Raw genomic sequence first — 22007 nt, forward strand, 5'->3', positions numbered from 1 at the left:
ATGACGGCCGTCCTGCGGATCCTGCTCCGCCGCGTCGCCCTGCTCGTGCCGCTGATGCTGGGCATCGTGCTGTTCGTGTTCCTGGTGATGCGTTTCTCGGACGTCGACCCGGCGTCCGCGTTCTTCCAGGGCGCCAACCCGACACCGGAACAGTTGCACGACTTCCGGGAGGAACACGGCCTGCTCGACCCGCTGCCCGTGCGCTACGTGGACTTCGTCGCCGACCTGCTGCACGGCGACATGGGCACCAGCGCGCTGACCCGGGCACCGGTGCTCGACCAGGTCACCACCGCGCTGCCGCTCACCCTCCAGCTGACCTTCCTGGGCCTGGGCATCGCGGTGGTGCTGTCCCTGGTGGGCGGGGTCACCGCCGCGATCTACCGGGACCGGCTGCCCGACCAGATCATCCGGGTCGTGTCGCTGACCGGTGTCGCGGCGCCCGGCTTCTGGCTGGCGCTGCTGATGATCCAGTACCTGGCGGTGGACCTGGGCTGGTTCCCGACCGGCGGCTACATCAACCCGGCCGACTCCTTCACCGGCTGGCTGAAGACGATGACGCTCCCCGCCCTCGCCCTCTCGCTCCCGGTGGCGGCACAGCTGACCAGGATCGTGCGGACGGCGGTGGTGGAGGAGCTGGACAAGGACTACGTACGGACGGCGATCGGGAGCGGTCTGCCACCCCGGGTCGTGGTCGGGCGGAACGTCCTGCGCAACGCCCTGATCAATCCGCTCACCGTGCTCGGTCTGCGCGTCGGCTACCTCCTCGGCGGCGCGGTCGTCATCGAGACGATCTTCTCGCTGCCCGGCATGGGCAAGCTGATGATCGACGCCGTGAAGAACGGCGATCCGGCCGTCGTCCAGGGCGTCGTCCTGACCACGGCGGCCGGCTTCGTCGTGGTGAACCTCGTCATCGACGTCCTCTACCTGCTGGTCAACCCGCGACTGAGGGATGCGGCCACATGATGACCCGTAAGAGCATGGCCACGGCGCTGTCCCGGCCCGGAGTCCGGCTGCGCGGCTGGCACCGGCTGCCGTCGCTGTCGAAGGTCGCCGTCTGCTTCCTGGCGGTCGTCGTCCTGGTGGCGGCCCTCGCGCCCGTCCTCGCCCCGCACGACCCGCTCGACCAGCAACCGCCCGTCGACGGCACCGGGCATCCGTCCGCCGAGCACTGGATGGGCCAGGACAGCCTCGGCCGGGACATCCTCAGCCGGCTGATGTACGGGGCGCGCTGGTCGCTCGCGATCGGACTCGGCGCCACCGCCCTCGCACTGGTGGTCGGCGCGCTGCTCGGCGCGGTCGCGGCCACCTCGCGCAAGGCCGTCGACGAGACGCTGATGCGCTGTCTGGACGTGGTGATGGCGTTCCCGGGCATCGCGCTCGCGGCCGTGCTGGTGGCGGTGTTCGGCGGCGGGATCACGGTGCTGATCTGCGCGATCGCGTTCCTGTTCACCCCGCCGGTGGCGCGGGTCGTCCGGGCGAACGTCCTCGACCAGTACGGCGAGGACTATGTGACGGCCGAACGGGTGATCGGCGCCCGGACACCGCACATCGTGCTGAAGCACGTGGCGATCAACTGCGCCGCGCCCGTGCTGGTGTTCTGCACGGTCCAGGTCGCCGAGGCGATCGTCTTCGAGGCGTCCCTGTCCTTCATCGGAGCGGGCGTACGGCCGCCCGACCCGTCCTGGGGCAGCGTCATCGCGGACGGCAAGAACATGGTGCTGACCGGGGGCTGGTGGGCGACCGTGTTCCCCGGTCTGCTGATGCTGGTCACGGTGCTGTCGCTGAACATCCTGTCCGAGGGGGTGTCCGACGCCTGGGCCGCCCCGTCGGCGCGGGAGGTGGACGCGCCGGAGGACGACCGGCTCGAGGCGCCGGAGCCGGGCAGCGGGGAGGTCGTCCAGCTGCCCGGTCTCGTGGAGGCGGCGCGACGGCTGCGGGCCCGGGCCCGTGACCTGCCCCGGGACGGACAGCCGGTGCTCGCGGTGGAGAACCTCGCCGTCGGCTTCGAGCAGCGGCACGGCGGCGTGGACGTCGTGGACGGCATCAGCTTCGAGGTGCGTCCCGGCGAGGTGCTCGGGCTGGTCGGCGAGTCGGGGTGCGGAAAGTCGCTGACCGCGCTCGCGGTCATGGGGCTCCAGCCGAAGGGGGCGCGCGTGCGGGGCCAGGTCCGTTTCGACCAGCGGGACCTGCTCGCCGAGCCGATGCGCGTCCGCCGCAGGCTGCTCGGTCACGAGATGGCGATGATCTACCAGGACGCCCTGTCGTCGCTGAACCCGGCGATGACGATCCGCGCCCAGCTGGGGCAGGTCGTCCGGCGCGGCGGCCGGCGCACTCCCGCCGAGCTGCTGACGATGGTCGGCCTCGACCCCGAGCGCACCCTGCGCAGCTACCCGCACGAACTCTCCGGCGGCCAGCGCCAGCGCGTCCTGATCGCCATGGCCCTGTCCCGCGACCCGAAGCTGATCGTCGCCGACGAGCCGACGACCGCCCTCGACGTCACCGTGCAGGCGCAGGTCATAGAGCTGCTGCTGCGGCTGCGCGAGGAGCTGGGTTTCGCCCTGATCCTCGTCTCGCACGACCTGGCGCTGATCGCGGACGTCACCGACCGGGTGGTGGTGATGTACGGCGGGCAGATCGTGGAGACGGGCGTGACCGCCGACCTGGTGGAGGCACCGGCCCACCACTACACGCGCGGCCTGCTCGGCAGTGTGCTGTCGCTGGAGTCCTCGCAGGAGCGCATGACGCAGATCAGGGGGGTCGTGCCGTCCCCGGCCGACTTCCCGGCGGGGTGCCGGTTCGCCGACCGGTGCCCGCGCGCGAGCGAGACCTGCCGTACGACGGCTCCCGTCCTGGCCGGTCCTCCCGCGCACACGGTGGCCTGTCATCACCCGGCCCTGGAACTGGCGACCACCGAGACCGAGGCGGTGTCATGAGCGCGCTGGTGGAGTTGGCGCAGGCGCACGTCGTCCACAAGGCCCGCAGCGGCGGCCTGTTCACCCGGGACCGGGTGTACGCCCTGACCGGCGCCGACCTGGCCGTCGCGCCCGGCGAGACGGTCGGGGTGGTCGGTGAGTCGGGCTGCGGGAAGTCGACGCTGGCGAAGGTGCTGGTGGGCGTGGAGCGGCCGACCCGGGGGACGGTGTCGTTCCGGGGCCGCGACCTGTGGGCGATGCCGGCGGCCGAGCGTCGCCGGGTCGTCGGCGGCGGCACCGGCATGATCTTCCAGGATCCGTCGACGGCCCTGAACCGCCGCCTGACCGTCCGGCAGATCCTGCGGGACCCGCTGGACGTGCACGACCGGGGCACGCGAGCCCAGCGGGAGGAGCGGGTGCGGGAGCTGATGGCCCTGGTGGGCCTCCCCCGGGCCCTGGCCGAGGCCCTGCCGGGTCAGTTGTCGGGCGGGCAGCGGCAGCGCGTGGCGATCGCCCGGGCGCTGGCACTGGACCCGGACCTGGTCGTGGCGGACGAGCCGACGAGCGCCCTGGACGTCTCGGTCCGCGCGCAGATCCTCAATCTCCTGCTGGACCTGAAGGAACGCCTCGGGCTGGCCCTGGTGTTCGTCTCGCACGACATCCAGACGGTACGCCGGATGAGCGACCGTGTGATCACCATGTACCTGGGGCGGATCGTGGAGGAGACCCCGGCCGCCCTGGTCACCGACCGGGCCCGGCACCCGTACACCCGCGCCCTGTTCTCCGCCACGCCCGGCCTGCTCGACCCGATCGATCCCATCCCGCTGACCGGTCCGGTCCCGTCGGCGACGCGCCCGCCGAGCGGCTGCCCGTTCCGTACCCGATGCTGGAAGGCGGACGGGCTGTGCGGGCGAGAGATGCCGGGCTTCTCCACCGCGTCGTCCCCCGGACACCGCTTCCGCTGCCACCATCCTGTCCAGGAGGACGAGTCGACCCGCGACCTCGTCCGCCGACGCGCCCCGATGGAGGCTCCGTGACCCTCACCTCGCCGACCGGTGTCATCCCGCCCGTCTGCACGCCCCTGACACCGGACCGCGAGGTGGATGTTCCCTCGCTGCTCAGGCTGGTCGATCATCTGGTGGCCGGTGGGGCGCACGGCCTGTTCGTGCTCGGCTCGACGTCGGAGGCGGCGTATCTGACGGACGAGCAGCGCAGGCTGGTGGTCGAGTCGGTCGCGGCGCACGTCGGCGGAGAGCTTCCGGTGCTGGCCGGGGCGATCGACATGACGACGCCCCGGGTCCTGGACCACGTCGCGTCGGTGACGGCGGCCGGCGCGGACGGCGTCGTCGTCACCGCACCCTTCTACGCCCGCACCCACCCGGCGGAGATCTCCCGCCACTACCGGCGGGTCGCGGCGGCGAGCCCGGTCCCGGTCATCGCCTACGACATCCCGGTCGCCGTCCACACGAAGCTGCCCGCGGACGTCGTCCTGGAGCTGGCGGCGGACGGTGTCCTGGCCGGGCTGAAGGACTCCAGCGGCGACCTGGCGGCGTTCCGCACCGTGGTCAGCGGCGCCCGGGACCGTCAGGGCCTCACCGGCTTCAGCGTGCTGACCGGCTCCGAGCTGGTCGTGGACGCGGCCCTCACGCTGGGCGCGGACGGCGCGGTCCCCGGCCTCGCCAACGTCGACCCGCACGGCTACGTGCGCCTGTACGACCTGCACCGCTCCGGGGATCCGGAGGGTGCCCGTGCCGAGCAGGAGCGGCTGTGCGCCCTGTTCGGCCTGGTGAGCGTCGGCGACCCGGCCCGGATGGGTCCCGGTTCCTCGGCGATCGGCGCCTTCAAGGCCGCGCTGCACCTGCGGGGCGTGATCGACTGCCCGGTCACGGCGGAGCCGCAGGTGCCCTTGGCGCAGGACGAGGTGGAGCGGGTCGGGAAGTACCTGGCGGCGGCCGGGCTGCTCTAGAGCTCGTCGACGGTCAGGCGGCGGAACTCGATCGTCTCGTAGGTCCCCTGCGCTCCCGTCTCGTAGAGGATCCCCACCGTCCTCGGGCCGAGCGGCACCAGGTCGGAGTAGGCGGCGGGCTGCTGGGAGAGCGTCAGCACCTTGGTGAAGCCGGTGCCGCCGTCCGTGCTGCGCCACACGGCCATGGCCCGGCGGGCGGTGGGCACGGACGGTCCGGAGAACAGCAGGGGCGCGCGGCGGCCGGGGAGCTGGAGCACGCTTCCCTGGACCACGGGGACGTCGTTCAGGGTGGGCTGGACGGTGTACGGCCGGTCGAGGGTCCGGCCGCCGTCGCGGGAGTGACTGTCGAGCCGGTTGCCGGCGCTCGTGCCGTGCTGGTCGCGCGCGTTGAAGTACACCCTGCCGTCGGGGAGCTGGGCGGCGGTCGATTCGTTGGCGTTGTGCACGCCTTCGTAGGAGTCGTCGACGAAGCCGAGGCGCCAGGTCCGGCCGCCGTCGTCGCTGAGGAGGGCGTGGGCGCCGTAGTACCGGGGCTCCTGGCCGGTGTCCGGGGAACCGGCCGGCGGGGCCGCCGAGTGGTTGGCGGGGACGACCAGGCGACCCGCGTAGGGGCCGTGGGTCAGGGCGATGGCGTGGCCGGGGCCGGTCGCGTACCAGCGCCAGGACGGGAGTCTCGCCTGCCGCGTGATCTCGCGGGGTGCGGTGAAGTGCCGGCCGTCGTCCCGGCTGTGCTGCACGAACACGCGGCGGCCCTGCTCGGGCGTGACCTCACCGCGCATGATCTGGGCCTCGGTCACCTTGCCGCTGTTGTAGCAGGTGAGCAGGACGACCGCGCCGGTGCGCGGGTCGACGACGGGCGCCGGGTTGCCCCGGGTGTCGCCGTTCCCGGCGGCCACGACGACGAGCGGGCCCCAGGTGCAGCCGCCGTCGGTCGAGCGCCTGAGGACGACGTCGATGTCGCCGGTGTCGCCGGCGCCCCCGCGTCGCCCTTCGGCGAAGGCGAGGACGGTGCCCCTGCCGGTGACGACCGTGGCGGGGATGCGGTACGTGTCGTAGCCGCCCTCGCCCGCGACGTACGGGACGGAGGAGACGCAGCCGGGGGTGGCCGAGGCGTCGGTGGCGGCGGTGAGCGGGGTGAGGAGGACCGCGGTGGCGAGGAGTGTGCGGCTGAGGAGTCTCATCCTTCTCCTGACGGAACGTGACGGTGTGTCGGACCGTGCCTGTCCGTCAGATGTTCCCCGCTGCCGGATCAGGAGGGCGTGCGCGCCGCGGCCGCCATCAACCGCGTCACATCGTCGGAGCAGATGGTGAGCGCGGCCCCGACCGTGGCGAGGACGTCGCGTTCGGCGGGGGTGTAGGGCCCGTCCGCGAGGGCGATCCGCGCTCCCTGGAGCAGGATCGATTCGCGGCCGACGGTGGCGAGGTGCGGGGCGAGCGGATCCAGCGCCTCGTGCAGCTCTATGGCCAGCCCCGCGCCGCAGGGCTCTCCGGTGATCCGCCCGGTGTCCGCCTCCAGTGCCTCGACGAGGGCGGCCAGCCGCTCCTCCGTGCAGTCGTCGGACCCGGCCGCGCGCACGGCGAGCACGGCGGTCTCCAGGGCCGTACGCGAACCGGCGCCGCCCGCTGCCAGGACCGCGAGGGCGACGGTGTGCACGGCGTCGCGGAGCATCGCGGAGAAGCGGGTGGTGGTCGGATGGTCGAGGACGTCGGTGCCGAAGTGGCGGCGGCAGGCGGCGCACTCCACGACCGGGCCGGTGTCGCCGCGTGGCAGCACGGGCAGGCCGAGCAGGGTGAAGCGGCGCTGTCCGGTCAGCCGCTGGTAGTTGCGGTCGCCGCCGCAGCCGGGGCAGAAGAACTCCCCGTCACCGGCGGCCGTCCATGCGATACGGGTGCCCAGGATGCGCGAACACCTGGCGGCATGGCCGTTTCGTCCCCGTCCTGGCAGCACGTCGCACCTCCGTCACGCCGCACGGCAGCGTCGCCGCGCTTGCGTGATGTTAGCCACATCCATGAGCAGGAGTCAGCACCCCGGAGGAGACCTTTCCGTGACCCTCACAGGGATTGGCCGGTATACGACGGGGCTCCGTCCGCCGGACATCGGCGGACGGAGCCCTCAAACCGCCTTCAGGGCTGGTCAGCGCGTGGCACGGTTGACGGCCGAAACGACCGCCTTCAGCGAGGCGCGCGTCGTGTTCGCGTCGATTCCGATCCCCCACAGGACCTTGCCGTCGATCGCGCATTCGATGTAGGAGGCGGCCTGCGCGGACGCGCCCTCGCTCATCGTGTGCTCCTGGTAGTCCAGCAGGCGTACGTCGATGCCGATGGACTGCAGCGCGTCGAAGAAGGCCGAGATCGGACCGTTGCCGGAACCGGTGAGGACGGTGTCCTGGCCGTCGACCGTGGCCTCCACCTTCAGCGTGTCCACACCGTCGGTGTCGGTGGTCGACTGGTTGTTCTTGACCTGGATCCGGCCCCACGGGTTCTCCGGGTTGGGCAGGTACTCGTCCTGGAACACCGCCCAGATGTCCTTCGGCGTGACCTCGCCGCCCTCGGCGTCCGTCTTCGCCTGGATGACCTTGGAGAACTCGACCTGCATACGGCGCGGCAGGTCCAGGCTGTGGTCGTTCTTCAGGACGTACGCGATACCGCCCTTGCCGGACTGCGAGTTGACCCGGATGACCGCCTCGTAGGAGCGGCCGACGTCCTTGGGGTCGATCGGCAGGTAGGGGACGGCCCACTCGATGTCGTCGACCGTGACGCCCTTGGCGGCCGCGTCGGCCTCCATGGCGTCGAAGCCCTTCTTGATGGCGTCCTGGTGGGAGCCGGAGAAGGACGTGTAGACCAGGTCGCCCACGTACGGGTGGCGCGGGTGGACCTCCATCTGGTTGCAGTACTCCCACGTCCGACGGATCTCGTCGATGTCGGAGAAGTCGATCTGCGGGTCGACGCCCTGGGAGAAGAGGTTCATGCCCAGGGTGACCAGGTCGACGTTGCCGGTGCGCTCGCCCTGCCCGAACAGGCAGCCCTCGACGCGGTCGGCACCGGCCATCAGGGCCAGCTCGGCGGCGGCGACGGCCGTGCCGCGGTCGTTGTGCGGGTGGATGGACAGGCAGACGTGCTCGCGGCGGGAGAGGTTGCGGCCCATCCACTCGAAGCGGTCCGCGTGCGTGGACGGCGTCGAACGCTCCACGGTGGCGGGCAGGTTCAGGATGATCTCGCGGCCCGGACCGGGCTCCCAGACGTCCATGACCGCCTCGCAGACCTCCAGGGCGAAGTCCAGCTCGGTGTCGGTGAAGATCTCGGGGCTGTACTGGTAGCCGAACTCGGTCTCGGGGCCCAGCAGCTTCTCCGCGTACTCCATGACCAGGCGGGTGCCGTCGACGGCGATCTGCTTGATGTCGTCCTTGGAGCCGCGGAAGACGACGCGGCGGAAGACGGGGGCCGTGGCGTTGTAGAGGTGGACGGTCGCGCGCTTGGCGCCCTTCAGGGACTCCACGGTCCGCTCGATCAGGTCCTCGCGGGCCTGGGTCAGTACGGAGATGGTGACGTCGTCGGGGATGGCGCCCGGCTCCTCGATGATGGAGCGCACGAAGTCGAAGTCGGTCTGGCCGGAGGCCGGGAAGCCGACCTCGATCTCCTTGTAGCCCATCTTGACCAGCAGGTCGAACATGGCGCGCTTGCGGGCGGGCGACATGGGGTCGATCAGGGCCTGGTTGCCGTCACGCAGGTCGGTGGAGAGCCAGCGGGGGGCGGCGGTGATCCGGTTGCCGGGCCAGGTGCGGTCGGGGATGTCGACCTGCTCGTAGCGGCCGTACTTGTGGATCGGCATGGAACTGGGCTGCTGGCGGTTCGCCATGATGCGGGGGCTCCTCAGAGTGTCCGGAAGGACGGCCGACGACGCAGCACCAAGCTCCGCGGGGAGGGAGTCGGCCTCGACTACAGGCCCTCGCCGCGGCAGCTAAGGAGAAGCAGCCCGAAACGCATGATGCGCAGCATGCTAGCCGAGGCTCTCCGTAGTGCGGAGGTCCGTATCAGTATGCGGGACCGGACGCCCATACGGGACAAAAAGTGCGCTATACCACGTGGCCACGGAGCGTGAAGGCCGTTGTCCCGGTATTTCACCAATCATGGTGGCGACTAGTGACAGGGTCGTCACGCAGTGCAAGGGTGCCGGGCATGACGACTCACGGGGGCTTCGAGCCCGTCTTCTGCACCATCGTCCCGCCCCACGTCCTCGACAAGCTGTCCCAGGCCGAGGACCCCGCGCTGGCCGGTCCGGCCCGCCGCACCCTTCAGCGCGACGCCTACGAGCGCACCCAGCGCCGCCTCACCACGGTCATCGGCGCGAGCGCCGTCGCCTCGGTCGCCGACGGCAAGCCGCAGCGCACGGTCTACGACGCCCGGCACGGCACCGACCTGCCCGGCCGCAAGGTCCGCGGGGAGGGCGAGGACCCGGGCAGGGACGCCACCGTCAACCGCGCCTACGCCGGCCTCGGCGCGACCTTCGAGCTGCTGCTCACGGCGTACCAGCGCGACTCGATCGACGGGAACGGGCTGCCGCTGGACGCGACGGTCCACTACGACCGGGACTACAACAACGCCTTCTGGAACGGCGAGCAGATGGTCTTCGGCGACGGGGACGGGGAGATCTTCCTCGACTTCACCATCCCGATCGACGTCATCGGCCACGAACTCGTCCACGGGGTCACGCAGTACACGGCCAACCTCACCTACTTCGGCCAGCCCGGCGCGCTGAACGAGTCGGTCTCGGACGTCTTCGGCTCGCTCATCAAGCAGTACACGCTCGGCCAGACCGCCGCCGAGGCCGACTGGCTGATCGGCGCGGGCCTGCTCGCCCCGCGGGTGACGGGCGTGGCGCTGCGCTCCATGAAGGCGCCGGGCACGGCGTACGACGACGACGTCCTCGGCAAGGACCCGCAGCCCGCGTCGATGGACGACTACGTCCGCACCGGCCGCGACAACGGCGGGGTCCACATCAACTCGGGCATCCCGAACCACGCCTTCTACCTCGCGGCCACGGCCCTCGGCGGCCACGCCTGGGAGCGGGCGGGGCAGGTCTGGTACGACGTGCTGACCGGCGGCGAGCTGAGGCAGGACGCGATGTTCACCGACTTCGCCACGCTCACGGTCAAGGCCGCGCGGGAGCGGTTCGGCGACGGGGAGGAGCTGGACGCCGTCTCCAAGGGGTGGGAGCAGGTCGGGGTGCGGACCCTGTAGTTCCGTACTAGACAGGTGCCATGCGGATTCAGGTGAGGCGCACGGGCGGGTTCGCGGGCATCGAGCGGTACGCCGAGGTGGACACCTCGGGCCGCCTCGATGCCCCCGAGTGGCACGCCCTGGCCGAGCGGGCGGTGGCCGACGGCCGGAGCACACCGCCGGTCGGGGTTCCGGACGGGTTCGGCTACCAGCTCACGGTGGACGGGAAGACCGTGTACTGCGCGGACCCCCGGCTGACCGACGAGCAGCGGAAGCTGATCTCGCGGGTGCTGAAGGAGGGGGCGTAACGGGTCCCTCCCGCCTGCCCGTTGACTTCTGTTACCGCCGGTACGGATGATCCAGCGCATGGCGACTGACGCAGGCAACCCGATCCCCCGCTTCCCGGCCGGCTTCCTCTGGGGCGTGTCGACCTCGGCGCACCAGATCGAGGGCGCGGCGGAGCTGCGCGAGCCGTCCGTGTGGGACGCCTTCACGGCCGGACCGGGACGGGTGAAGGACGGCTCGACGGCGGCGGTGGCCTGCGACCACTACCACCGCCACCGCGAGGACGTGGCCCTCCTCGCCGACCTGGGCGTGAGCGCGTACCGCTTTTCGGTCTCCTGGCCCAGGGTGCGCTCCGAGAAGGGCCTGGACTTCTACGACCGGCTGGTGGACGAGCTGTGCGCGGCGGGCGTCCGCCCGGTGCCGACCCTCTTCCACTGGGACCTGCCGGCGGACCTGGACTGGCTGGAGCGGGACACGGCGGAACGCTTCGCGGAGTACGTGTCGCTGGTCGCCGGCCGCCTCGGTGACCGGGTGACCAAGTGGATCACCCTGAACGAGCCCGCCGAGCACACCCTGCTCGGCCACGCCCTGGGGGTCCACGCACCGGGCAAGCGGCTGCTGTTCGACGCGCTCCCGGCCGCCCACCACCAGCTGCTGGCCCACGGCCTGGCCGTACGGGCCCTGCGCGCCCGCGGCGCCGGTGACATCGGCATCGCCAACTCGCACGGCCCGACCTGGGCGGCGTCGACCGAGGCGGCGGACGTGGAGGCCGCCGACTTCTACGACCTGCTGCTGAACCGCCTCTTCGCGGACCCGCTGCTGCTGGGCCGGTACCCGGACGGCATCGGGGAGCTGATGCCCGGGGACGTCGAGGCCGACCTGAAGGTGATCGCCGAGCCGCTCGACTGGTACGGCGTCAACTACTACGCGCCGACCCGGGTGGGCGCCCCGCAGGGCACGGAGATCGAGTTCGGCGGCGTCACCATGCCCGCCGAACTCCCCTTCTCGGTCCGGGAGATCGAGGGCCACCCGGTCACGGACTTCGGCTGGCCCGTCGTCCCCGAGGGCCTCACCGAACTCCTCACCGGCTTCCGCGACCGCTACGGCGACCGTCTGCCGCCCGTCGTCATCACCGAGAACGGCTGCTCCTACCCGGGCGTCGACGACCAGGAGCGCGTCAGCTACCTGGACGGCCACGTCCGGGCGCTGCACCGGGCGATCGAGGCGGGCGTGGACGTGCGCGGCTACTTCGTGTGGTCCCTGCTCGACAACTTCGAGTGGGCCGAGGGCTACGCACGCCGCTTCGGCCTGGTCCACGTCGACTTCGAGACCCTGGAGCGGACCCCCAAGGCCTCGTACCGCTGGTACCGGGAGATGCTGAGGGCACAGGCGCCTACGGCTTGATGCCCACTCCGGTCCACAGGCTGACCTCGGCGTCCGTCGGGACCTCGCCCTCGGTGGCGTCGGGCCGCCAGCGGTGGCCCACGGTGACGCCCGGGTCGAGCAGCTCCAGCCCGTCGAAGAAGCGGGCGACGTCCTCCCGGGAGCGGAACCGCACCGGGGTGCCGGCCGAGGTGTAGATGTCCGTGACCTTCTGCCACGTGGCCGGGTCGAAGTCGGGCGTGCAGTGGCTCAGCGCCAGGGCGCTGCCCGAGGGCAGGACGTCCAGCAGGCGGCGCACGATGCCGTAGGGGTCCTGGGCGTCGGTGACGAAGTGCATCAGGGCGTTGAGGGAGAGCGCGACCGGGCGGTTCAGGTCCAGGACCTCGGCCAGCTCGGGCGCGTTCAGCAGGGTCCGGGGGTCGTTGACGTCCGCCTCGATGTACGTCGTGCGGCCCTCGGGCGAGCTGCGCATCAGGCGCTCGGCGTACTTGAGGACCAGCGGGTCGTTGTCGGCGTAGACCACGCGGGCGTCGGAGACGACCGACTGGGCCACCTGGTGCAGGTTGGGCTCGGTGGGGATGCCGGTGCCTATGTCCAGCCACTGGCGGATGCCGTGCTCGCGGGCGAGGACCCGGGTGGCGCGGTGCATGAAGGCCCGGTTCTCGCGTGCGCAGACGAAGATGGCGGGATAGGCCTCGGCGACCCGCTCGGCCGCCTGCTTGTCGATCTCGAAGTGGTCCTTGCCGCCGAGGTAGTAGTCGTACATGCGGGCGGAGTGCGGCCTGCTGGTGTCGATGACCCGCGCGGCCTGCGAGTGGGTCATGCTGTGCCTTTCGAGTGTGGGGGGAGGGTGGTGCGCGTAAGGCTCAGTGGTGTCAGTGCGCCGTCAAGTGGTCGGCGAGACCCTTCTTGACCCCCGCGACGAACGCGGTGATCTCCTCGGGCGTGTAGATCAGCGCCGGACCGGCCGGATCCGTGGACTGCCGGACCGCCACGCGGCCGTCGGCGAGTTGCTTGGTCTCCACGCACTGGCCGCCGTTGGGACCGCTCCAGGGCCGTTCCCAGCCCTGCTCCCCCAGGTCCGACGCGGGCATCCCGTTGTAGACGGTGCCCTCGGCGATGGTCATGAGTACTCCTTCCGCATGCGGTTCAACAGCGCCTTGCTGTCCGCGGACGAGGTCTTCAGCGACAGCCGGTTGTGCGCCTCCAGATGGGCGACGACGTCGGCGCGCTGGTCGAGGTAGACGGAGGCGGAGAGGATCTCGCTGTAGACGATGTCGGGCAGTTCCCGCTCCTCGAACCGGAAGTAGGTGAAGGGCGCGCACGCGCCGACGTGGGCGCCGGCGGAGAACGGAACCACGTCGACGCTGACGTGCTCCAGCTCGGACGCCTCCAGGAGCCGGTCGATCTGCTCCCGCATCACCTCGGGGCCGCCCACCTCCCGGTGCAGTACGGCCTCCTCCATCACCACCCACAGGGTGGGCGCGTCCGGCTTGGTGAGCAGGCTCTGGCGGCGCAGCCGCAGCTCCACGCGCCGGTCCAGGTCCTCCTCGTTCTCGTTCGGGAACCCACCGCGCAGCACGGCCCGCGCGTACCCGGGTGTCTGGAGCAGGCCCGTGACGTACTGCGGCTCGTAGGTGCGCACCGTGCTCGCGCCGGTCTCCAGGCTCACGTAGGCGGTGAACCACGACGGCATCACATCGCGATACGGGTGCCACCAGCCGGGCTCGTTGGCCCGCTCGGCCAGGGCTACGAACTCCTCGATCTCCTGCCGGCCCGCCCCGTAGGTCTGGAGCAGCTTCTCGACGTAGAGGATCTTCAGGCCGACCTCGGCCTTCTCCAGACGGCGGATGGTCAGCGGTGTCACCCGCAGGGCCTTGGCCGCGTCGTCGAGGGACAGGCCCGCGGACTGCCGGGCCTCCTGGAGCCGACGGCCGAGGATCATGCGGAGAACGGTGGGTGCGCCGGCGCCGGTGCCCGGTCTCGCGTCGTTCACGCCCTACCTCCTGAGGGGTCGTCACGGGCGCAAGCCTGAACAGGACTTGATCGTTCCGTCAGACGTCCAAGCGGGACGATACGTTCCGGTTGAAATTATCAGGGAGATGGTTGCAGCGTGAACTGCTCTGCGAGCATAGTTACTTGTGTGAACAGGGCTCCGGAAGCCCGAACCCCACTTTCCGGCCGGTCCGTTGCCCGCTCCCCCTTCCTCGACTCGCCCACCCCCCACGGAAGGCGACCGCCGTGTCCCCCCACACGACTTCCACTCCCCGTTCCCTGGACGCGGTGCGCCCGGACCGCACGCACTGGCTGGAACTACCGCCCCACCGGACCAGCGTCAGGGTCGCCCGTCACGCCACGCAGGCCCGGCTGGCCTCGTGGCGGATACCCGACGAGGCGTGCGCGAACGCCGTGCTGCTCGTGTCCGAACTGGTGACCAACGCCGTCCTGCACACCCTCAGCGAACGCATCCTCTGCGGCGTCGCACGGATGAGGAACGACCGCTTCCGGCTAGAGGTGCACGACGGCGACCTCACGGGCCGCGGCATCCCCGATCGCCGCCCCGGCCCCGACGACGAGCACGGCCGCGGACTCCTGCTCGTCCGCGAGATAGCCGACTGCTGGGGCATCACCCGCTCCCCTCTGACGGGCGGCAACGCGGTGTGGGCGAGCCTGGCGACGGTGTTATGAGCACGGCACACTGAGAAGGCCTAAATATTGAATCCGCAACAGAGCTGGACATCTTGGCCATTTGGTTGAATCGATGCCTATTGTGGAGGAGATAACCGATAGCGATGTGCGCAGTTCAGGAGGTGCAACGAGATGCGCACCTACGAGCGTCCGACGCTGACTGCGGTCGGCTCCTTCCGCAAGACCGGTCTGGGCTTCAAGGACGGACCGGAACGGTTCTGGTTCTTCCGGAGGAAGTTCTCCTGATCCGCCGGTTGTGCCACCGGCACGGGATATCCAAGCGGCGGTAGGGCGTCAGTCCTGCCGCCCCCCGCGTGCAGGAAGGGACCGACATGGTCGGTTTTCCTGATTCCGGCGAGGGGCCGGGCTGGTTCGTCGTCCTCCCGGACTGTGCTTCGGCGGCCCCGGTGGCCGCCGCACTTCGCGTCCGGAACATCCAGGAGGTCGGCCACCCGTCCGGACGGTCCTGGCTGCTCGGCCGCTGGTCCCCCGGTGCCATGACCGTCGGGGAGGCGGGCCGGACGAAGATCGTGGTCGTCGGTGAACACGCCGTCACCGCCGACCGGCTCGGCCCGGCGGCGGGCCGGATCAACACGGTCGCCGACCTGGACGGGCCGGCTCGTGACATGGTCGGGAGTTCTCACCTGATCGCATCTGTCGCCGGACGTGTGCGGGTCCAGGGAAGCATCAGCGGCTTCCGGCGGGTGTTCCACGCCAGGATCGGTGACGCCACCGTGGCCGCGGACCGGGCCGACGTCCTGGCCGCCCTGCTCGGCGCGGAGGTCGACGAGCAGCGGCTGGCAGTCCGCCTGCTGAACCCGTACGCGCCGCACCCGCTGGCCGGCGAGCCGGTGTGGCGTGAGGTGAACGCCCTGGAGATGGGCCGCTACCTGGCGCTCGACGCGGACGGCCGGGGACGGCCCGTCGCGTGGTGGACGCCTCCCGAGCCGGTGGTGCCGATGGCCGAGGGCGCGCCGGCCTTTCGGCAGGCGCTCTCGGCGGCGGTGGAGGTCCGTGTCCGGGGCCGGGAGGTGGTGAGCTGCGATCTGGGCGGGCTGGACTCGACCTCGGTGTGCGCGCTGGCCGCACGCGGCACGGCGAAGGTCATCGCCTACACCGCCGACGGCCTCGATCCCCTGTGCGACGACGTGACCTGGGCTCGCCGGACGGTCGCGGGACTGGACGGCGTCGAACACCACACCCTCGCCGGAGACCGGTTGCCGATGGTCTTCGAGGGCCTTCGGGACGTGGTCGAGCGCTTCGACGAGCCGTGCCCGGCGATGATGCATCCCAGCCGCTGTCTGGCCGTTCCACGGTTGGCCGCGGAACACGGTTCCCGCATGCACCTGACGGGCTTCGGCGGGGACGAGTTGCTCGCCGGCTCGCCCGCGCATCTGCACACGCTGATACGAACCCACCCCAGGGTCGCGTGGCAGCGCCTGCGTGGCTTCGCCGCGCAGGGCCCCTGGCCGTACCGGGAAGCGCTCCGGCAGTTGTGGGACAACAGTTCCTACCGCTCGTGGCTCGCCCGGGCCGGCGATCTGCTCACCGGCCTGCCGCCCCCCTTGGAGGCGCCCGCGCTGGACTGGGGCACGCCTCCGCGGCTCCCCCCATGGGCGACACCGGACGCCGTCGAAACCGTACGAGAGCTGATCCGCACCACGGCACGTACCACCGAACCCCTGGCGGAAGGGCGCGGACAGCACGTCGAGCTGGACGCCCTGGGAAACAACTCCCGCATGGTCCGGCAGGTGAGCCAGCTGGCCGGCCGCACCGGGCTCACCTTCGCCGCCCCCTACTACGACGACCGCGTGATCGAAGCGGGCCTGGCGGTGCGGCCGCAGGACCGGATCACCCCCTGGCGGTACAAGCCGCTCATCGTCGAGGCGATGCGCGGCATCGTTCCCGACGAGAGCCTGACCCGCCACACCAAGGACGAGGGCTCCTACGAGGCGGAGGCCGGGATGCGGGAGCAGCGTGCCGAGTTGCTGGCCCTGTGCGAGGACTCCCGGCTGGCCCGGGCGGGTCTGATCGACGCGAGGGAGTTGCGCGAGACGTGCGGTGGCCCGCTGCCCCCGACCCTGCCGTTCGACGCGCTGTACCAGACCGTGGTGTGCGAGCTGTGGCTGCGCACGCTGGAGCTGGAGAGGGCCGATGACATTCAAGCTGCGTGAAGGTGTGTTCACGGCCGAGACGGACTACGGGATCGCGCTCCTCGACGAGGACCGCGACCAGTACTGGACCCTCAACCCCACCGCCGCCCTCGCCTTGCGGACGTTGCTGGACGGCGGCACCGAAGCCGATGCCGCGCGGAAACTCAGCGACGAGTACGCGGTGGACATCGGCACCGCGCACCGGGACGTCCGGGAGCTGGTCGGCCAACTGCACTCGGCGGGCCTGGACGAAGGCGAGCGGGGCCGCAGTGCGCACGACCGATGGCCGCACGGACGCGCACGACGGGCGGGGAGGAAGCGGCGATGACCTCACCGGAGGTGATCTTCCACGACCCGCGCTCGGTGCCCCTGCGGCGCCGGATCCCGGTTCGGCTCGCCGTGGGCGCCGCGCGGCTTCTGGCCCACCGACGCCCCCGGCGCATACGGGCCGTGCTGGAGTGGCTGCGCCGGGGCGCCCGCCCGGCGACCCTCGAACAGACCCGGGCCGCCCGGGACTCCGTGGTCGCGGTCAGCCTGGCGTGCGGGGGCCGGGAAGGGTGCCTGCCCCGGTCCCTGGCCACGATCCTGCTGTGCCGCCTGCACGGCCAGTGGCCGACCTGGTGCGTGGGCGCGCGGCGTCTGCCGCCCTTCGGCGCGCACGCCTGGGTGGAGGCGGAGGGGGTGCCGGTGGGAGAGCCCCACCCGCCCGACTACTTCCGCCCCCTCTTCACCGTGCCCTGCGCTCCCGGTTCCGTCAGCCGCGAGGCCGTGATCCATGAAGCCCGAAGCGACCGGTGAGACCGGCGAGCGGAGCCGGACCGCCCCGCTGGACTTCCTGCGTCTGCTGCACGGCCACCGGCGGTGGGTCGCCCTCGCCGTCCTGCTGACGCTGGGGGCCTCGGCCCTGAGCCTGGCCCAGCCGCTGCTGGTCAAGCAGGTGATCGAGTCGACCGCGTCCGGCAGCTCGATCGGGCCCGCCCTGGCGCTGCTGGTCGTCCTCTTTCTCGCCCAGGCACTGGTGCAGGGCCTCGCCCAGTTCGTCCTGGCCCGCACGGGCGAAGGGATCGTCCTGGGGATCCGGATCGGCCTGATCAAGCACGTACTGCGGCTGCCCATGGCCGTGTACGACCGCCACCGCATCGGCGATCTGATCTCGCGCACCAGCACCGACAGCACCACCTTGCGGCTGCTCGTCGCGGAGGGCTTCACCGAGGCGATCACCGGTGCCATCGGGCTGATCGGCATCGTGGTGCTGATGGTCTGGCTCGACTGGCTGATGTTCCTCGTCGTGCTGGGCATGGTGGCGATCGCCACCGTGGTCGTCGTGTCGGTGCTGCACGGCATCGAGGTGGCGTCGCTCCTCACGCAGCGGGCGACGGGCGCGATGACCGCCGATCTGGAGCGCGCCCTCGGTGCCATCCGCACCGTCCGGGCCAGCCGCGCCGAGCAGCGCGAGACCGACCGCATCGCGGGTGGCGCCAGATCGGCCTACGTGGGAAGCGTGCGGATGGCGAAGCTGGACGCCGTGGTGGCACCGGCGATCCAACTGGCCGTCAAGGGATCGTTCGTCGTCGTCCTGCTCATCGGCGGCATGCGGGTCGCCGACCGGCAGGGGTCGATCGCCGACCTCGCCGCCTTCCTGCTCTACATGATCTACCTGGTGGAGCCGATCGGCATGCTGTTCCAGTCGCTCAGCACCATGGAGCAGGGCGTGGGGGCGTACCGCAGGGTCACGGAAGTGCTCGAGCTGCCCACGGAGCAGGACGCCGTGTCAGCGGCCGGGGCTCCGGCGGCCGGCCCGGCGGGTGGCGGCGGCCGGCCACGAGCGCCCGCGCTGGAGTTCCGTGACGTGTGGTTCGGCTACGAACCGCGGCGCCCCGTCCTGCGCGGCGTGACCTTCGAGGCACCGGAGCACTCCCATGTCGCCCTGATCGGCAGCTCGGGAGTCGGAAAGTCCACCGTGTTCGCGCTGATCGAGCGGTTCTACGACCCGGATCGCGGCCACATCCTCTTCGGCGGCGGTGACATACGGGAGATCGGCCGGGCCGCGCACCGGGCCCGGGTCGGTCTGGTGGAACAGCACGCCCCGGTGCTGTACGGCACGCTGCGGGAGAACCTGACCTACGCCGTCCCGGACGCCGGGCCGGAGGAGCTGGACCGGGTGGTCGAGCTGGCACACCTCACGGATCTGATCGACCGTCTGCCGGAGGGTCTGGAGACCGACGCCGGGGAGCACGGCATGGCGCTCTCCGGTGGTGAGCGCCAGCGGATCGCGATCGCCCGGGCTCTGCTGGCCCGGCCGCGCCTGCTCCTGCTGGACGAGCCGACCGCCCATCTGGACGCGGTCAGCGAAGCGGCGCTGCGCAGGTCGATGCGGGAAACCGCGCGGGAGTGCACGCTGCTCGTGATCGCGCACCGCATGTCGACCATCCGCGCCGCGGACCTGATCGTCGTCCTCGACGCCGGCCGAGTCGTCGCCACGGGCAGCCACGGGGAGCTCCTCGACAGCAGTGAGCACTACCGGTCGCTCATCCGCGCTCAGCAGACCGGGGATCTCCGCGTGCCGCGCGCAGCGGGCCTGAAGGGCGGAGCCGGGTGACCGATCGGCCGACCCCTCAGAAACCCAGCTTGCGCAACTGCCTGGGATCCCGCTGCCAGTCCTTCGCGACCTTCACATGGAGGTCCAGGAAGACCGGCGTGCCCAGCAGGGCCTCGATCTGTTTGCGGGACTTGATGCCGACCTCCTTCAGGCGCTTGCCCTTGGGGCCGATGATGATGCCCTTCTGGCTGGGGCGCTCGATGTAGACGAAGGCGTGGATGTCGAGGAGGGGCTTGTCGGCGGGGCGGTCCTCGCGGGGGAGCATCTCCTCGACCACGACCGCGATGGAGTGCGGCAGCTCGTCGCGCACACCCTCCAGGGCCGCCTCGCGGATCAGCTCCGCGATCATGACCTGCTCGGGCTCGTCGGTCAGGTCGCCCTCGGGGTAGAGCGCGGGGCCCTCGGGCAGCAGGGGGACGATCAGGTCGGCCAGCAGGTCCACCTGCTTGTCGCCGACCGCCGACACCGGGATGATCTCGGCCCACTCGAAGCCCAGGTCCTTGCCGAGCTGGTCGATCGCGATGAGCTGCTCGGCGAGCGTCTTGCCGTCGACCAGGTCGGTCTTCGTGACGATCGCGATCTTCGGCGTCTTCTTGATGGACGCCAGTTCCTTCGCGATGAAGCGGTCACCGGGGCCGAGCTTCTCGTTCGCCGGCAGGCAGAAGCCGATCACGTCGACCTCGGCCCACGTCGTGCGCACGACGTCGTTGAGCCGCTCGCCCAGCAGTGTGCGCGGCTTGTGCAGCCCCGGGGTGTCGACCAGGATCAGCTGGGCGTCCGGGCGGTGCACGATGCCCCGCACGGTGTGCCGCGTCGTCTGCGGCTGGTTCGCAGTGATCGCCACCTTCTGGCCGACCAGAGCGTTCGTCAGGGTCGACTTGCCCGCGTTGGGGCGGCCGACGAAGCAGGCGAAGCCGGCACGGTGGACGGTCTCGCCCGACTCTTCGGATGACTGGGTACGCACGCTCATGCCGCCCATTCTCCCTGATCCACGAGACCCCTCCGCACCGCGGCCCGCGCACCCCCGGCCCGGTGAGCTTTCCGAAACCCTCACGCAACGAAACACCGTGGAAACACGGCCGTGCACCGCCGGAAACGCGGGGCGGTGAACCTCTGACGAGCCCCGGAGAGCCCCACCCGTTGGAGACACCGTGCCCCTGGCCGCCGCAAGCGCCGACACCGGCGATACCGCCTGGCTGCTCGCCGCCACCGCCCTCGTCCTGCTGATGACCCCGGGCCTCGCCCTGTTCTACGGCGGCATGGTCCGCACGAAGAGCGTCCTCAACATGCTGATGATGAGCTTCGTGTCGATCGCCCTGGTGACCGTGGTGTGGCTGGCCGCCGGCTACTCGCTCGCCTTCGGCGAGGACGCCGCCGGGGGACTCATCGGCGGTCTCGACCACGTCGGCATGAGCGGCCTCGGCCCGGACAGCGTCCAGGGCACCGTCCCCACCTTCCTCTTCGCGACCTTCCAGCTCACCTTCGCGATCATCACGGCCGCCCTGGTCAGCGGCGCGGTCGCCGACCGGGCGAAGTTCGGGGCGTGGCTGGTCTTCGTCCCGGTGTGGGCGCTGCTCGTATACGTTCCGGTCGCGCACTGGGTGTGGGGCCCGGGTGGCTGGATCCTGGAGAAGCTCGGCGCTCTCGACTTCGCCGGCGGACTGCCCGTCGAGATCGTCTCCGGTGCCTCCGGACTGGCGTTGTGCCTGGTCCTCGGCCCGCGGCTCGGTTTCAAGAAGGACTCCATGCGTCCGCACAACCTGCCCATGGTGATGCTGGGCGCCGGTCTGCTCTGGTTCGGCTGGTTCGGCTTCAACGCCGGTTCCGCCCTCGGCGCGAACGGTCTCGCGGCCGCCGCGTTCCTCAACACCCTCGCCGCGGGCTGCACCGGCCTGCTCGGCTGGCTCTTCGTCGAGCAGAAGCGCGACGGCCACCCCACGACCCTGGGCGCCGCGTCCGGCGCGGTCGCCGGTCTGGTCGCGATCACCCCGTCCTGCGGGTCCGTCTCCCTGCTCGGCGCCCTGGTCGTCGGCCTCGCCGCCGGCACGGTCTGCTCGTACGCCGTGAGCTGGAAGTTCAAGCTGAACTACGACGACTCCCTCGACGTCGTCGGCGTCCACCTGGTCGGCGGTGTCATCGGCACGCTCCTCATCGGCGTCTTCGCCGTGGACTCGATGACCGGCGGCGCCGAGGGCCTCCTGTACGGCGGCGGCCTCGCCCAGCTCGGCAAGCAGCTGCTGGCCGTGGTCGTGGTGGGGGTGTACGCCTTCGCCGTGACGTACGGCATCGGCAGGCTGATCGACGCCACGATGGGCTTGCGCGCGAGCGAGGAGCAGGAGCAGACCGGCCTGGACCTTACGGTGCACGCCGAGACGGCCTACGATCACGGGGTCCTGGGCCACGGCGCCCCGGTCTCCTCCTCCGTCGTCTCCCCCGCCCAGAAGGTCACCCCTCAGGCATGAAGCTCATCACCGCCATCGTCAAGCCGTACCGCCTCGACGAGGTCAAGAACGCCTTGCAGGAACTCGGCATCCAGGGCCTGACCGTGAGCGAGGCCAGCGGCTACGGCCGGCAGCGCGGTCACACCGAGGTGTACCGCGGCGCCGAGTACCAGGTCGACCTGGTACCGAAGGTCCGTGTCGAGGTCGTCGTCGAGGACGCGGACGCCGAGGCCGTCATCGACGCGGTCGTGAAGGCCGCACAGACCGGCAAGATCGGCGACGGGAAGGTCTGGGCGCTGCCCGTGGACACCGTCGTCCGGGTGCGGACGGGCGAGCGCGGCCCCGACGCGCTCTGACACCGGG

The 22007-nt window shown here is 71.2% G+C and carries 22 protein-coding genes; 15 read left to right on the plus strand and 7 right to left on the minus strand.

Annotated elements, in window-relative coordinates; all coding sequences use genetic code 11:
- From ABEA82_RS02130 to ABEA82_RS02145, 4 genes are read left to right on the plus strand one after another with little or no spacing between them, the layout of a single operon-like run.
- Positions 1–963 (plus strand): ABC transporter permease, encoded by a 963-nt coding sequence (locus ABEA82_RS02130; protein WP_345659595.1) that lies wholly within the window; start codon positions 1–3, stop codon positions 961–963.
- Complete coding sequence (locus ABEA82_RS02135) at positions 960–2933, plus strand: dipeptide/oligopeptide/nickel ABC transporter permease/ATP-binding protein (protein WP_345659596.1); 1974 nt, start codon at positions 960–962, stop codon at positions 2931–2933. The genes ABEA82_RS02130 and ABEA82_RS02135 overlap by 4 nt, the downstream gene beginning before the upstream one ends.
- Complete coding sequence (locus ABEA82_RS02140) at positions 2930–3949, plus strand: oligopeptide/dipeptide ABC transporter ATP-binding protein (protein WP_345659597.1); 1020 nt, start codon at positions 2930–2932, stop codon at positions 3947–3949. The genes ABEA82_RS02135 and ABEA82_RS02140 overlap by 4 nt, the downstream gene beginning before the upstream one ends.
- Positions 3946–4878, plus strand: a complete 933-nt coding sequence (locus ABEA82_RS02145; protein WP_345659598.1) for a dihydrodipicolinate synthase family protein — start codon at positions 3946–3948, stop codon at positions 4876–4878. Before ABEA82_RS02140 ends, ABEA82_RS02145 begins: the two co-directional genes overlap by 4 nt.
- Here ABEA82_RS02145 and ABEA82_RS02150 read toward each other — a convergent pair.
- From ABEA82_RS02150 to leuA, 3 genes are all read right to left on the minus strand, one after another.
- A complete protein-coding gene (locus ABEA82_RS02150; RefSeq protein ID WP_345659599.1) occupies positions 4875–6059 on the minus strand; it encodes a sialidase family protein in 1185 nt (394 codons plus the stop codon). The genes ABEA82_RS02145 and ABEA82_RS02150 overlap by 4 nt on opposite strands.
- 68 nt (positions 6060–6127) lie before the next feature.
- Positions 6128–6826 (minus strand): TerB family tellurite resistance protein, encoded by a 699-nt coding sequence (locus tag ABEA82_RS02155; protein ID WP_345659601.1) that lies wholly within the window; start codon positions 6824–6826, stop codon positions 6128–6130.
- 186 nt (positions 6827–7012) lie between these two features.
- Positions 7013–8734: a 2-isopropylmalate synthase gene (gene leuA, locus ABEA82_RS02160; protein WP_345659602.1), complete on the minus strand. Its 1722-nt coding sequence runs from the start codon at positions 8732–8734 to the stop codon at positions 7013–7015.
- Positions 8735–9054: 320 nt separating this feature from the next.
- Here leuA and ABEA82_RS02165 point away from each other — a divergent pair, with 320 nt between their 5' ends.
- The 3 genes from ABEA82_RS02165 to ABEA82_RS02175 are packed head-to-tail and all read left to right on the plus strand — an operon-like array spanning position 9055 to position 11784.
- A complete protein-coding gene (locus ABEA82_RS02165; RefSeq protein ID WP_345659603.1) occupies positions 9055–10116 on the plus strand; it encodes a M4 family metallopeptidase in 1062 nt (353 codons plus the stop codon).
- Positions 10117–10136: 20 nt separating this feature from the next.
- Entirely contained in the window at positions 10137–10403 is a 267-nt protein-coding gene (locus ABEA82_RS02170; protein WP_345659604.1) for a protealysin inhibitor emfourin, read from the plus strand.
- A 46-nt stretch (positions 10404–10449) separates the two neighbouring features.
- Positions 10450–11784, plus strand: a complete 1335-nt coding sequence (locus tag ABEA82_RS02175; protein ID WP_425588466.1) for a GH1 family beta-glucosidase — start codon at positions 10450–10452, stop codon at positions 11782–11784.
- On the opposite strand, the gene ABEA82_RS02180 is transcribed toward ABEA82_RS02175, so the two are convergent.
- The 3 genes from ABEA82_RS02180 to ABEA82_RS02190 are packed head-to-tail and all read right to left on the minus strand — an operon-like array spanning position 11774 to position 13759.
- Positions 11774–12586 (minus strand): SAM-dependent methyltransferase, encoded by an 813-nt coding sequence (locus ABEA82_RS02180; protein WP_345659606.1) that lies wholly within the window; start codon positions 12584–12586, stop codon positions 11774–11776. The genes ABEA82_RS02175 and ABEA82_RS02180 overlap by 11 nt on opposite strands.
- 52 nt (positions 12587–12638) lie before the next feature.
- Positions 12639–12890, minus strand: a complete 252-nt coding sequence (locus ABEA82_RS02185) for a DUF397 domain-containing protein (RefSeq protein ID WP_345659607.1) — start codon at positions 12888–12890, stop codon at positions 12639–12641.
- A complete protein-coding gene (locus ABEA82_RS02190; protein ID WP_345659608.1) occupies positions 12887–13759 on the minus strand; it encodes a helix-turn-helix domain-containing protein in 873 nt (290 codons plus the stop codon). The genes ABEA82_RS02185 and ABEA82_RS02190 overlap by 4 nt, the downstream gene beginning before the upstream one ends.
- A 245-nt stretch (positions 13760–14004) precedes the next feature.
- Between ABEA82_RS02190 and ABEA82_RS02195 the strand changes: the two genes are divergently transcribed.
- From ABEA82_RS02195 to ABEA82_RS02220, 6 genes are all read left to right on the plus strand, one after another.
- Positions 14005–14451, plus strand: a complete 447-nt coding sequence (locus tag ABEA82_RS02195; RefSeq protein ID WP_345659609.1) for an ATP-binding protein — start codon at positions 14005–14007, stop codon at positions 14449–14451.
- 132 nt (positions 14452–14583) lie between these two features.
- The gene (locus ABEA82_RS02200; RefSeq protein ID WP_345659610.1) at positions 14584–14697 is read left to right on the plus strand and encodes a keywimysin-related RiPP; all 114 of its coding nucleotides are present in this window, start codon (positions 14584–14586) and stop codon (positions 14695–14697) included.
- 86 nt (positions 14698–14783) lie between these two features.
- Positions 14784–16625, plus strand: coding sequence for a lasso peptide isopeptide bond-forming cyclase (locus ABEA82_RS02205; protein ID WP_345659611.1), 1842 nt, complete (start codon positions 14784–14786; stop codon positions 16623–16625).
- Complete coding sequence (locus ABEA82_RS02210; RefSeq protein ID WP_345659612.1) at positions 16606–16932, plus strand: lasso peptide biosynthesis PqqD family chaperone; 327 nt, start codon at positions 16606–16608, stop codon at positions 16930–16932. Before ABEA82_RS02205 ends, ABEA82_RS02210 begins: the two co-directional genes overlap by 20 nt.
- Positions 16929–17402: a lasso peptide biosynthesis B2 protein gene (locus tag ABEA82_RS02215; protein ID WP_345659613.1), complete on the plus strand. Its 474-nt coding sequence runs from the start codon at positions 16929–16931 to the stop codon at positions 17400–17402. Before ABEA82_RS02210 ends, ABEA82_RS02215 begins: the two co-directional genes overlap by 4 nt.
- Entirely contained in the window at positions 17380–19203 is a 1824-nt protein-coding gene (locus ABEA82_RS02220; protein ID WP_345659614.1) for an ABC transporter ATP-binding protein, read from the plus strand. The genes ABEA82_RS02215 and ABEA82_RS02220 overlap by 23 nt, the downstream gene beginning before the upstream one ends.
- Before the next feature lie 16 nt (positions 19204–19219).
- On the opposite strand, the gene era is transcribed toward ABEA82_RS02220, so the two are convergent.
- Positions 19220–20182 (minus strand): GTPase Era, encoded by a 963-nt coding sequence (gene era, locus ABEA82_RS02225; RefSeq protein ID WP_345659615.1) that lies wholly within the window; start codon positions 20180–20182, stop codon positions 19220–19222.
- Between the two features lie 172 nt (positions 20183–20354).
- Between era and ABEA82_RS02230 the strand changes: the two genes are divergently transcribed.
- On the plus strand, positions 20355–21665 hold the full coding sequence (locus tag ABEA82_RS02230) for an ammonium transporter (RefSeq protein WP_345659616.1): 1311 nt from the start codon (positions 20355–20357) through the stop codon (positions 21663–21665).
- The gene (locus ABEA82_RS02235) at positions 21662–22000 is read left to right on the plus strand and encodes a P-II family nitrogen regulator (RefSeq protein ID WP_345659617.1); all 339 of its coding nucleotides are present in this window, start codon (positions 21662–21664) and stop codon (positions 21998–22000) included. Before ABEA82_RS02230 ends, ABEA82_RS02235 begins: the two co-directional genes overlap by 4 nt.
- Positions 22001–22007: the final 7 nt, after the last annotated feature.

Origin of the sequence: Streptomyces venetus (assembly GCF_039540295.1) — a bacterium.
GTDB lineage: Bacteria > Actinomycetota > Actinomycetes > Streptomycetales > Streptomycetaceae > Streptomyces > Streptomyces venetus.